Annotated in this window: 11 protein-coding genes; 10 read left to right on the forward strand and 1 reads right to left on the reverse strand. The window is 65.2% G+C overall.

The genetic code is table 11. The features are described 5' to 3' along the window. The first annotated feature begins 7 nt into the window (after nt 1-7). From IEY68_RS14430 to IEY68_RS14465, 8 genes are read left to right on the forward strand one after another with little or no spacing between them, the layout of a single operon-like run. Entirely contained in the window at nt 8-1,216 is a 1,209-nt protein-coding gene (locus IEY68_RS14430) for an MCE family protein (RefSeq protein WP_062997642.1), read from the forward strand. Next, entirely contained in the window at nt 1,213-2,238 is a 1,026-nt protein-coding gene (locus tag IEY68_RS14435) for an MCE family protein (protein WP_062997640.1), read from the forward strand. The genes IEY68_RS14430 and IEY68_RS14435 overlap by 4 nt, the downstream gene beginning before the upstream one ends. After that, nucleotides 2,235-3,407: an MCE family protein gene (locus IEY68_RS14440; RefSeq protein WP_062997638.1), complete on the forward strand. Its 1,173-nt coding sequence runs from the start codon at nt 2,235-2,237 to the stop codon at nt 3,405-3,407. Before IEY68_RS14435 ends, IEY68_RS14440 begins: the two co-directional genes overlap by 4 nt. Beyond that, nucleotides 3,404-4,657, forward strand: coding sequence for an MCE family protein (locus IEY68_RS14445; protein ID WP_189094273.1), 1,254 nt, complete (start codon nt 3,404-3,406; stop codon nt 4,655-4,657). Before IEY68_RS14440 ends, IEY68_RS14445 begins: the two co-directional genes overlap by 4 nt. Then, nucleotides 4,654-5,799 carry an MCE family protein gene (locus IEY68_RS14450; RefSeq protein WP_062997636.1) on the forward strand — a complete coding sequence of 382 codons (1,146 nt, stop codon included), beginning with the start codon at nt 4,654-4,656 and terminating at the stop codon, nt 5,797-5,799. The genes IEY68_RS14445 and IEY68_RS14450 overlap by 4 nt, the downstream gene beginning before the upstream one ends. Next, the gene (locus IEY68_RS14455) at nt 5,799-7,241 is read left to right on the forward strand and encodes an MCE family protein (protein ID WP_062997634.1); all 1,443 of its coding nucleotides are present in this window, start codon (nt 5,799-5,801) and stop codon (nt 7,239-7,241) included. The genes IEY68_RS14450 and IEY68_RS14455 overlap by 1 nt, the downstream gene beginning before the upstream one ends. Beyond that, nucleotides 7,211-7,924, forward strand: a complete 714-nt coding sequence (locus IEY68_RS14460) for an Rv1363c family protein (RefSeq protein ID WP_062997632.1) — start codon at nt 7,211-7,213, stop codon at nt 7,922-7,924. The genes IEY68_RS14455 and IEY68_RS14460 overlap by 31 nt, the downstream gene beginning before the upstream one ends. Before the next feature lie 8 nt (nt 7,925-7,932). Then, nucleotides 7,933-8,982 carry an RDD family protein gene (locus tag IEY68_RS14465; protein WP_189094274.1) on the forward strand — a complete coding sequence of 350 codons (1,050 nt, stop codon included), beginning with the start codon at nt 7,933-7,935 and terminating at the stop codon, nt 8,980-8,982. 829 nt (nt 8,983-9,811) lie between these two features. Here IEY68_RS14465 and IEY68_RS14470 read toward each other — a convergent pair. Continuing rightward, nucleotides 9,812-10,258, reverse strand: coding sequence for a B-4DMT family transporter (locus IEY68_RS14470; protein ID WP_189094275.1), 447 nt, complete (start codon nt 10,256-10,258; stop codon nt 9,812-9,814). A gap of 303 nt (nt 10,259-10,561) precedes the next feature. On the opposite strand from IEY68_RS14470, the gene IEY68_RS14475 reads away from it, so the two are divergent. Together IEY68_RS14475 and IEY68_RS14480 are read left to right on the forward strand one after the other, a co-directional pair. Continuing rightward, nucleotides 10,562-11,110, forward strand: a complete 549-nt coding sequence (locus IEY68_RS14475; protein ID WP_229718778.1) for a TetR/AcrR family transcriptional regulator — start codon at nt 10,562-10,564, stop codon at nt 11,108-11,110. Nucleotides 11,111-11,348: 238 nt separating this feature from the next. Further along, nucleotides 11,349-12,686 (forward strand): aromatic ring-hydroxylating oxygenase subunit alpha, encoded by a 1,338-nt coding sequence (locus IEY68_RS14480; protein ID WP_062997621.1) that lies wholly within the window; start codon nt 11,349-11,351, stop codon nt 12,684-12,686. The last annotated feature ends 14 nt before the right edge of the window (nt 12,687-12,700 follow it).

Raw genomic sequence — 12,700 nt, forward strand, 5'->3', positions numbered from 1 at the left:
AGAACTGATGTTCGGCCGCGCGCAAGGTTCGCGATACAAGAATCCACCGTACAAATCCATCTCGGTCGTCTTTGTCGGCGCCTTGGCCGGTCTCGTAGTTTTCTGCGCGGCATCCTTTCGCGGCACCTTCACCGAGACAGCCCCGGTGACCGTGGTTTCGCCGCGATCGGGGCTGATCATGGAGGTCGGGTCGAAGGTGAAACTGCACGGCGTAGAGATCGGCCACGTCGACGGAATCGCCACCACCGGACAGGAAGCCACGATCTCACTCGCCCTGGATCCGTCGAGGCTGCCACAGATCCCGTCGAATGCACTGGCCGAAATCAAGCCCACGACGATATTCGGCGCCAAATACATCGAATTGGTTACTCCCGACGGCCCGGCGGGCACATCCCTGACCGCCGGAGCTCGAATCCGCACCCTCGGCGTCACCGCCGAGATCAACACCGTTTTCCAGGACATCGTGGCGGTGATGAACAAGATCCAGCCGGAAAAACTCGACGCCACCCTCACCGCGATCGCGGAAGGCCTGCAGGGACGCGGCGACGACCTGGGCCAGACGATCGTCCGGCTCGACGACACCCTTGTGCAGCTGAACCCTCAACTGCCCCGGCTGCAGAGCGACCTGCGTAGCACCGCCGCCGCGGCCCAGACACTCGGTGATGCCGGGACCGACCTCATGTCCATCCTGCGCAATGCCACCGTGACCTCCGATTCCATCGTCGAGAAAAAGGACGATTTGGCTGCTCTGCTCGTTTCCGCGATCGGCCTGGGCTCGACCGGCAATACGTTTCTCGGCGAGAACAGAAACGGAATCGTCGACTCGATGCGCCTGCTGACACCGACAACAGCGCTGCTGGCGAAGTACAGTCCGGGATTTCCCTGCATGTTCCATCTCGGCGCGCTGAATGCCGCCAACGAGCCTCCGGTCATCGATGAGACCGGATACTCGGCCTCCATGGACGTCGGACTTCTGGGCGGTGACGATCCCTACGTCTACCCCGAGAACCTTCCGATCGTGGGTGCCAAGGGCGGACCACACACCGAACCGGGCTGCTACGCACCGACGACCTGGGAAAACTATCCGGCGCCGTACCTCAGGATGAATACGGGCGCCCCCCTGAACGGACCGGGCAGTGACCATCCGAAGTTCGGCAATCCCAGCATCATCGAGTATCTGCTCGGCACTGCGCCGACCGGAGAGGGACGCCGATGAGAATTACCTCGCACATGCTCAAGTTCGTGGTCTTCGCCGTGACGATGAGTTTCTTTCTCTTCGCGATCGTGGTCGTTTTCGGAAAGCTCCGCTTCGAGAGCCGCTCGGATTATTCGGCAATATTCGACAATGTATCGGGCCTGAAATCCGGTCAGTTCGTTCGCATCGCCGGGGTCGAGGTCGGTCGGGTCGACAACGTATCGGTCACCGACAACACCCGCGCGCGGGTCGACTTCTCACTGGACAGCGACGTCGCGCTGACCGTGGCGACCCGCGCGGAGGTCCGCTACGAGAACCTCGTCGGCGACCGGTACATGGAATTGAGTGAGGGCGCCGGCGCGACGGACCCGCTGTCCCGGGGCGCCACCATCCCGGCTGATCACACCGCACCGGCATTGGATCTCGACGCCGTGATCGGCGGGTTCCGTCCGCTGTTCAAGGCACTTGATCCCGATCAGGTGAACCAGTTCTCGGCGGAACTGATCGCCACCCTGCAGGGGCAGGGCGGCACCATCGCCGGCATTCTCGACCACACCGCGCAACTGACATCGGCACTGGCCGATCGCGACCAATTGATCGGCCAGGTCATCACCAACCTCAATGCGGTACTCGGCACCGTCAACGACCGCAATCAACAATTCGACTCGCTGGTCGACAACCTGCAGCTGCTGATCAGTGGTATTTCGAAGCAGTCGCAGCCGGTGGCCGACGCATTGGCCCGTATCGGCTCCGCGTCCGGGAACATCGCCGCGCTGCTGGATGTCACCCACGCGGACATCACCTCGGATGTGACCCAGCTGGGCAGGGTGAGCGGCAATATCGACGCCGATCACGACTACGTCGACGGGCTGCTGTCGCGGCTGCCCTCCGACTACGCCCGGTTGAGCCGGCTCGGCCTGTACGGCGACTTCTTCAGCTTCTATCTCTGTGACGTAACCCTGAAGGTCAACGGGCCCAACGGCGATCCGAACTATATCGAGATCGTCGGCCAGCGAGCGGGAAGGTGCACTCCGCCCCAATGAGCGCAACCGCAACAGCGAACACATTCCGGATCGGCCTGATAGGGCTGGTCGTCACCGCGGCGGCGGTACTGACCGCCAACAACTACGACAAGGTCGCCTATTTGGGCACGCATCGCGAGTACCGCGCGCAATTCGCCGAGGCGGCGGGGCTGAAATCGGGGTCGCCCGTGGAGGTCGCGGGTGTCCAGGTCGGCAAGGTGTCCAGCCTGGAACTCGACGGCACAACGGTGCTGGTCCGATTCTCCGCCGACGGCGTGCGACTCGGCACCGAGACAGAGGCCGCCATCAAGACGCATACCGTGCTGGGCAGCAAAATGCTCGAGTTGCGCCCGCGCGGACGGACCCCACTGGGGCCGAACGCGACCATCGACACCGCGCACACCTCGACCCCCTATCTGCTGACCGACACCCTCGGTGACCTCACCGCCACCATCAGCGGACTGAAGACCGACGATCTGACCGCCGCGTTGCAGGTGCTCGGCGACACGCTGAACATGGCCCAGCCGAATCTCGGTGCTGCGCTCGACGGCGTGTCGCGGCTGTCGACATCGATCGGCACGCGCGACGACCTGCTGAAGGATCTGCTCTCGAACGCGTCGGCTGTCACCGGCGTGCTGTCGAAACGCAGCGCCCAGCTCAATGCGCTGATCCTGGACGGCAACGTGTTGTTCCAGGCGCTGGACGAGCGGCGCCAGGCGCTGTCGGTCCTGCTGACGAACATCTCCGCGGTGTCGACGCAGCTCACCGGCCTGATCGCGGATAACAGGGAGCAGCTCGGCCCCGTCCTGGACCGGTTGAACCGCGTCGCCGATCTGCTCGACAAACGCAAAGCCGATATCGAGAGGACTCTGTTGCCACTGAGTCAGTACGCGCTCTCACTCGGCGAATCGGTGGCGTCCGGGCCATTCTTCAAGGCCTACGTGGGCAACCTGCTGCCGGGGCAATTCCTGCAACCCTTCATCGACGCCGCATTCGCCGAGCAGGGCGTGAACCCCGGCATCCTCGGCGGGCCCCACGGTGGCGGTGCCACCGGGCCGCCCGGTCCTGTCCCGCCGGCCGATCCGGGTCCCGCACCCGCTGCTCCGGCGCCCCCCGCAGCACCACCGTTTCCACCGATCCCGACAATCCCGGGGCTCCCGCCCATCCCGGGGCTCGGAGGCCAGCGATGAAGATCCCCGCCCTGGCGCGATGGCCGATTTCCGGTCGCGCGCTCACCCGTGCCGCCGCCGTCGTCCTCGTCGCGGTGCTGGCTGCCACCGGTTGGTACATCCATTCGATCCGCACACGTATCGATATCACCGCGTATTTCGCCAACACCAACGGCCTGTACGAGGGCGACGACGTACTCCTGCTGGGCCTGAAGATCGGCCGGATCGACCACATCGAGCCGGACGGCCGGCAGATGAAGGTCAGCTTCCACTACGACTCCTCGGTCGCGATCCCCGCAGACGCCAAAGCCGTTGTACTGTCGCCGACGCTGGTGTCCTCCCGGGCCATCCAGCTGACCCCGGCCCATACCGGCGGACCGCAACTGGCCGACGGTGACACCATAGATATCAGCCGTACCGCCGTTCCCGTCGAGTGGGACGATTTCCGCAAACAGCTGGAGCGGCTGGCGCAGTCACTCGGTCCGACCGGCGAACAGCCGACCGGACCTCTCGGATCGTTCATCAATTCCGCGGCAGGCGCCCTCAAAGGCAACGGTGATCGGCTCAACACCACGATCACCACCCTTTCCGACGCGATGAGCACGATCGCCGGCAGCCGCAACGACCTGTTCAGCACCATCCGCAACCTGCAGGTGTTCGTCAGCGCGCTGGCCGCCAGTGACCAGCAGATCGTCGAGATCAACGGTCATCTGGCGTCGGTCAGCCAGGTCCTGGTCGATTCGGACAGCCAACTGTCCACGGCCTTATCCGATTTGGACACGGTAGCCGCCGATATTCAGCGATTCGTGGCCGACAACCGGAATCGGCTGCAGCATTCGGTCGATCAACTCGCCTCGGTCACCACGATGCTGAACAACAACAGGGCCACCATAGAGCAGACCCTGCATGTCGCACCGCACGCCTTCGCCAACCTCTACAACATCTACCAGCCGGCGCAAGGCGCACTGACCGGCGCGCTCACCGTGCCCAATATGCAGAATCCGGTCCAATTCATCTGCGGCGCAATCCAGGCCGCCAGTCAGCTCGGTGCGGCGGAGGCCGCGAAGTTGTGCGTGCAGTACCTGGGACCGGTGCTGAAAAGCATCGGCTTCAACTATCCCCCGGTCGGCGCCAACCCGATGACCGGCGTCCAGGCCCGGCGCGACCAGGTCGACTACAGCGAACCGTTCCTCAACCCGTATCCCGCCGGCGCGACGGTCGACGCAGGCAGCGGTATGCCCGGGTTGTTCGGTCGGACAGGACAGCGATGACCATCCCTCGAAAGCTCGGCCGACCACACCGCGCACCCGCTGCGATCTGCTGCGTGGCCGCGCTACTGCTGCTCAGTGGCTGCGGACAGTGGCGCGGTGCCAACTCGCTGCCGCTTCCCGGTGCCGCAGGACACGGAGCCGGGTCCTACCGCGTGCAGATCCAGATGCCGGACGTCTCCACGATCCAAGAGAATTCGCGGGTCCGCGTGGCCGATGTGAATATCGGCTCGATCACCAGGATCGAGCGACAGGGCTGGCACGCGCTGGTAACCGTCACCATCGACCGCGACGTCGTGCTCCCCGCGAACGTCACCGCGGCGATCGGCCAGACCAGTCTCCTCGGCAGCCAGCACATCGAGCTGGCCCCACCGATCGGGGTGCCGGCGGCCGGGCAGCTGCACGACGGTGACGTGATCCCCCTCGACCGCGCCGACCAATATCCGACTACCGAACAGACTCTCGCCACGTTGTCGATGGTGCTCAACGGCGGCGGCCTCGGCCGGCTACAGCAGATCAACAAGGAATTGAATGCCGCGCTGACCGGCCACGAAGCGGAGGTCCGCAGCCTGCTCGATCAGTTGAACACCTTCACCGATCAGCTGCAGCAACAGAGCGGGGACATCGTCGCAGCGATAGCAGGCCTGAACAATCTGGCCGACACCGTGAACCGCCAGAACGACGTCCTCACGAATGCACTGCGCGCCATACCACCTGCCCTGCAGGTGCTCAACGAACAGCGTGACAACCTGGTCGCCGCTACCACCGCGGTCGGCGACTTCGCCGCTACCGCCGACGATATCGTCACCACCAGCCGCGACGACATCATCGCCAACCTGCGCAACCTGCAACCCACCCTCACCGGGCTCGCCGACGCCGGGCAGGACCTGACCCGATCGCTCGGGTTCTACACCACATTCCCGTGGCCGGAGATCAACCTACCGAAATGGGTCCGGGGCGACTACGCGAATCTCACCGCCATCATCGACCTCACCCTCGGCCGCATCGACAACTCAATGATGCAGGGCACGCCGTGGGAGGGACAGCTCACCGCCCTCGAGACAGCGCTGGGTCGTACCGACAGCCGGCAGCCCGGGCTGGGCACCCCCAACCCGTTGACCGGACCACTCGCGGGAGGCCGCTGATGAAGCTGACCACATTCGTCCGCACTCAGCTGATCATCTTCACGATCCTCACGGTCATCTCGCTGACGGTGATGAGCATCCAGTTCATGCAGATCCCGGCACTGTTCGGCGTCGGCAGGTATCAGGTGAAGGTGGAACTGAGCTACAACGCCAATCTGTACGAGACGGCGAACGTCACCTACCGCGGTGAGACCGTCGGCCAGGTGGTCGGCCTGCAACCCGCTCCCCACGGGGTCACCGCGACCGTCAGCTTGTTCAGCCGCGTCGAGATCCCCGCCGATCTGGACGCCGCCGTGCACAGCCGGTCCGCCATCGGCGAGCAGTACATCGATCTCGCACCGCGCACCACCGAGCCGCCGTACCTGCGCGACGGCGACGTCGTTCCGGTCGATCGGACCTCGGTGCCGCAGGACATCGGCCCGCTGATCGACACCGTCGCTCGCAGCCTCGACACCCTGCCGCAGGGAAATCTGCAGACCCTCATCGACGAGAGCTATCTCGCGTTCCACGGCACGGGACCCTCGCTGGCCCGCTTACTCGACGCATCGCACGCACTGGTCGGCAGCACGCACGACAATCTGCCGGCGATCACGTCGCTACTGACAGATTCCGGGCCCGTCCTCGATGCCGTTGCGGCCAGTGATCCCGCGATCCGGTCCTGGGCACAGAATGTCGCCGCACTGACGGGGCAACTGTCCGCCTCCGATCAGCGGGTGCGCGGACTGCTGGTTTCCGGCCGGGCCGCCGCCGATCAGGCGACCGCGTTGTTCCAGCAGTTGCGCCCGACAACGCCGATCTTGCTGGCGAACCTGGTCGGCCTGGGTCAGGTAGCGGTGACCTATAACGCCTCACTCGAACAACTGCTGGTGCTGCTGCCGCAGGGCGCGAGCCAGCTGGACGTCTCCACCTTCCCCGACCGGGAGACCACCAATGCCGCATATCTGTCCTTCAACCTGAATCTGAACCTGCCCGAACCCTGCACCGTCGGATATCTGCCTCCCGAGCAGCGCCGCGACGGCAGCGCGGAAGACGCCCCGCCCCGGCCCGCGCAACCTCTCTACTGTGCGCTGCCGCAGTCGGCGCCGAATGTGGTCCGCGGCGCCCGTAACTACCCGTGCATGGACCACCCCGGCAAACGGGCCCCCACCATCGAGATATGCAAGAGCGATCAGGATTATCAGCCGCAGGGCACCAATCCCTGGATCGGCGACAGCCAGCCCTACCTCGACAACCCGGAGTATCGGCCGAGCGCGTACTCCGAGGGCGCGCCGTCGGCGCCGCCCGACGCGACACCAGCGGTCGACGTCGCCACCTACGACCCGAGTGACGGCTCCTACGTGGGGTCCGACGGGCGCAGCTACACCCTGCACGATGTCGCGCCGGCGGCTGCGGCAACACGGAAGGAGTCATCATGGCAGACGATGCTGAACCCCGCCCTATAAGTACTGATCGGGCCGGCCTGGAAGCGGCTCGCGCCCGCGCGCTCGCCACCCAGGAGGCCGCGCTGGCGGCTCTGGCGACGGCCCAGGCGGCGGCAGCCGAACTCGAACAGCAGCTCACACACGGGTCTGTCGGAGCGGCCGCCGAAGCCTCTCTCCCTGATCCGCACCCGATACCGGAACCGGGGAAGAAGCGGCGTATCCGATACCGTGCCGTCGTGGCGTTGACGGCGGTCGTCACCGTGGCCGCCGCCGGAGCCAGTGCCTATTTCGCGGTGGCGCACCGGAACGCGGTCCACGAGGCCGACCGGCGACTGGCCTATGTGCAGGCCGCCCGCCAGGGTGTCGTCAATATCCTCAGCGTCGACTTCAATTCCGCGAAAAACGATGTGCAGCGCATCCTCGACAATGCCACCGGGGCCTGGCGCGACGAATTCTCGCCGCAGGCAATGCCTTTCACCGATGTTGTGCAGAAATCGAAGGTCGTGACGACCGCCGAGGTCACCGCGGCCGGGTTGGAACATCTCGACGACGACGGCACCGCCCGCGTCCTGATCGCGGCCCACTCGAAGGTATCCAATGCCGCGGGCGCCGCCAATGAGCAACGGACCTTCCGGCTACGGGTAACCGTCGCCTCCGACGGGGGACGACTGAAGATCGCGAAGATGGAGTACGTGCCGTCATGACCACTCGGATGACCGACAGGACAGCTTCCGGCCCGGAAACCGATCCGGACCTCGACACCGCTACCGATGAGACGGCGGAGACCGCAGCCGACACAGATATCTCGGATGCGGCCGAATCCACCTCCGGCACCGATATTTCCGGTCCGGACTTCGCGAGCTGGCGAGCACGCGCGCTGGCCTTCGTCGTCGACACGGGCTGCCCCGCCGCTGTGCTCGCGGTTTCGCTGGCCACCGCCACAGTCGCCGCGTCCGATCCATGGATGCAGGTGCCCGCCGCTGTCGTCGCCGTAGCGGTTCTGGCCGCGGCGATCTGGAACATCGGATACCGGCAGGGGAAGACCGGGCGCACGCTCGGTAAGACGCTCCTCGGCATCCGCACCGACCGGGTGCGGAGTGCGCGGCCGCCGGGCGTCGCCCGTGCGCTGTTCCGCGCGGCGGCCCATCTCGTCGATACCGTGCCGCTGCTGACCGGCTGGTTCTGGCCGCTGCGCGATGCCCGGCGACAGACTTTCGCGGACAAGCTCGCCGACACGGTGGTCGTGGTGTCCGCCGGTGTCGCCGATACGGATCGGACGCGCGCTCGCCGGTTCGCGCTGGGCGGTTTCGGGCTACTGGCACTGGTGACCGTCGGACTTGCCACAACGCAGTACACCGTCGACTACCGGCACGATCGCGCGACCGAGCGGACTCGCACCGAGGTGGCCCGGATAGCCGGCGACTACACCGTTGCCCTGCTGTCCTACGAACCCGACACCGTCGAATCCGATCTCTCCGCCGCCGGGGAAAAGCTCACCGGGGACTTCCTCAGGTACTACCAGGACTACACGAAGACTGTGGTCATTCCGGCCGCCAAGGAAAAGAAGGTCGCCACCCGGGCCCAGGCGGCCGGGGCAGCCGTGCTGAACGCCGACGATCGGCACGCCACCGTGCTGGTGTTCATCAACCAGGCGACGACGACCGCGGACAATCCGCAGCCGGCTGCCATGTCGAGCACGGTGCGGGTCGAGCTGGTCGAGATCGGTCACGAATGGCGGATCTCCCAGTTCGAGCCCATCTGATCGACGCCGACTCCGACCGCACCGCGCGATACGCCACACGAACGGAGCGGCTGGATCACATCTGCCGAGAACCCCTGCTCGCCGGCGGGGAGTTGACGGTCCGCCGGTGCCGATGGACTCATGGACACCGTTCGGGATCTCGGCAGCGGCGGCACCGGGTCCGAGCTACGCGTTCCGGCGTCATCGGTGGCGCCGTCATCCCGGCAGCTCCGCACTGTCGTGGCCCGGTCTGCGCTGGGCCACACCCCGCCGAAATCCTCCAGCCGCGCGTAGTACCCGAGCGGCTGGAATTCGAAGGTCGGCGCAGTTCCGCCGTGCATTCCCGGCGGTTGGCGAACCGTGCTCGCGCGTTTTCGAAACGCTCGTCCGCGACGAGGTCGGGGCGGACGACACGCGCACAGAGATCAGGCCCCGAGATCGAACCCGCTGCGGTCGGCCGATCCCTTCGAGCCGTAGCCGTGGCCGCAGGGATCAGGGGAATCCGACACACCTCGTGTCGAGGTACGTTCGAGGCCCGCGCGGCTGTTCCGGCGGCCCAGAGCCTCGGCTCTCATCCGATGCGTGGGCACGCCACCGCATCCACCCGCTTCGGGGATACGATCCCGGACGGGACCCGGGCCGGGTAGTCATGATCGCCGAGACTCCGTCGTTTCGACGAGTCGCCGGACACGACGCCGACACCGCGCCCGCCACAAATAATCGATATCGACCTATCTGGAGCAGCAAGCTACATCGGCGGCAGCTGCCCCCGCAGGAGCAGCCAAGCGATCGTGCGCACCAGATTCTGGACCTCGTCGACGAAATCGAACGTCATATGTCACCCCCTCGGTCACACCGGATGGGTGGCGTCCTGCGCCGCCACCCGAGTGGCCAGCACCCGCCCCACTCCGACGCCGGCCATGGCCGGAACGTAGATCAGCAGAACGATCCAGGCGGCGCCGGCAGTGAGCTCGAACAACAGTGAGTTTCCACCCGAGTTCAGGTACGGCAGCACGTCGGCGATCCAGGCCGAAACGCCGGCCACCAGGCCGCCGGCCACGGCGGCCCGCAACCAGAGCAGCGAGAAGTCCGCCTCCGACCGGTCTCCGTACCGCAGCCGATCGCGGCGCCCGTCGGCGATACCCCAGACCAGCGAAACACCCACTACCAGCGCCAGTGTGATGATCCGGGCGGGCGAGGTCCAGTCCGTCCAGAAGAGGACCGTAAGACCCAGCAATGCCTGCGCGACACAGTGCACCAGCGCAAGCCCCAGAGCGCGCGTCAGTGAAGCAATCATGGGCGCCATAATAGATTCGCGCCGCCGCCACGCGCTGACAAATGGGCAGAATAGCAATAATAGATAGATTATTAACCTATCAACTGACCCCGCGCACCGAGAGATCGAAGTCGGTATCGACAACCCCGCCGGCAGGCCCCACGAGTCCGTAACCTGCCGGAAGTCTGTGCCGAGTGGAATGACAGTCCGTGAGACAATGACGGCTCCACCGGATGGAAGGGACAGATGGCCGCGCCGGCTCATATGGGACGCCCGATGGGGGCAGACGGAGACCGGACCCGTCGGCGGATCAAGGCTGCCGCGATGAAGCACATCGCCGACGTCGGCTATGCCAACGCCACCATGAAGGCGATAGCGCGGGAGGCTCAACTCACCAGCGCCGCGATCTATCACTACTTCCCGTCCAAGGAATCCCTGGTCGTTGCGACGTTGGCATCGGTGCAGGACGAGCTGATCGGGCGACTCCAGGAAGCGGCCGAGCGCGCGACCACATTGATCGACCGCCTCACCGCCATCCTCGAGGAGGCCCTCGCCTGCGTCGAGGACTATCCGTCGGTGACCAGATTCGAGGCGAGCATTTCGTACGAGACCAGCCGCCATCCGGACCTCTCCGCACTGCGCTCCCGCCGCCGGGAGGCAGAGGAGACGTTGTACGGCCGGCTGGTCAGCGATGCGGTGGCCGACGGTGAACTCTTACCCGAGGTCGATGAACAGTCCCTGGTCGACGTTATTTTGTCGATTTCGTCGGGGTTGGTGTACCTGTCCGCAACGTCTGTTCCGGAACGGCACCGCAGCGCCGTTCGCGCCTTCGAGGCGATCTTGGCTACCGGACTGCCGGTAGCCGACAAGTAATCCCGATCGCGCACGCCGTCGTTTGTCTTCGGCTCCCGCCGTCGACTCCTGTTCGGGGATCGGTCGCGGGACCGAGTGGCCGACACAGGGCGCGGATTCACCGCACCGAACATGGTCAACTCATTACACCTATTGACAGAGCGCGTTCTACGCCACAAACTAACTCATCAATCAGTTAATGATGCGGGACACACATTGTGCCCTACCGCTCTGATGCAGCCCACGTTTGGAGGCAGCAATGACCACCCTCGAAGAACCGATGCAGGCAACCGCCGCGGCGATCCCGCATGCGATCACCAACCCGGCACGAGTGCCGGTCGAGCGGTACTTCTCCCCGGAGTTCGCCGCGCTGGAGAAGGAAAAACTGTGGACCAAGGTCTGGCAGATGGCGTGCCGGCTCGAGGAGATTCCCCGGGTGGGAGACTTCACCGAATACCAGATCAACGATCAGTCGATCCTCATCGTCCGCGAGAGCGAAGAGTCGATCAAGGCCTATTTCAACGCCTGCAGGCACCGCGCGACCGCACTCGGCGACGGTACCGGCACCTTTCACGGCGGCCAGATCGTCTGTCCGTATCACGGCTGGCGGTGGAACCTCGACGGCAGTAACTCGTATGTCTACGCCGAGCGTGGATTCACCCCGGCGTGCCTGGACCCGGACAAGCTCCGGCTGCGGGAATGCCGGGTGGGCACCATGTTCGGGATGGTGTTCATCAATCTGGACCCCGAAGCGGAGCCGCTCGAGGTCGCGATGGACGGGATCCGGCAGAAGTTCGACCTGATCGGGTTCGACCGGATGAAGGTGCGCTGGTGGAAGCACGCGGTGCTGCCGGGCAACTGGAAGATGGCGCAGGAAGCCTTCCTGGAGGCGTACCACGTGATGCAGGCGCATCCGTCGTTGAGCATGGGCGCCGCGGACGACGACTACGACGTCGACACACTGGGCGGCAACTTCGAATGCTTCGACAACGGCCACGCGCACTCGCTGCTCGCCTCGACCGCGGGGTGCCCGGTCAAAGGAATGTCGATGGCGGACTACTTCATCCAGTTCAACAACGCCTTGTACATCGGCACCGACGCCTACGCCACCGACCGGGACATGTTCATCCAGCAAGGACTGCTCGAGAAAGACATCCCCGAGGACCAGTTCCCGATGGCGTTCTTCCAGGCGCTCTACGAATACGCCCAGGGCGCCGGTATCCCGCTGCCGCCCCCGACCATGGAGACCAGCGGATACGGGCATATCTTCCCCAACATCACCGTGCTACCGGCCTACGGGAACTCCATCATCTACCGGGTGCGACCCAACGGTGACGATCCCGAATCGTGCATTTTCGAGGTGTGGGCGGTGCAGATTCCCGCAGCCGAGGACGCCGAGAGCTTCGGCCGCCCCGAGCTCGAAGGGCCGATCCCGATCGAAGAATGGCCGCAGATCTTCAAAGAGGACTTCCAGAACATCGGAAGGCAACAGCGCGGTGTCCACACCCACGGGCTGCCGGATCTGGTCATGTCCGAGAAGTACGAAGCGATGATCGTCAACAGCCACAAGACGATCGACAAATACCTCTCCCGGTAACCGGACGTGGCACA

It is taken from the genome of Nocardia jinanensis, from assembly GCF_014645735.1.
Taxonomy (GTDB): domain Bacteria; phylum Actinomycetota; class Actinomycetes; order Mycobacteriales; family Mycobacteriaceae; genus Nocardia; species Nocardia jinanensis.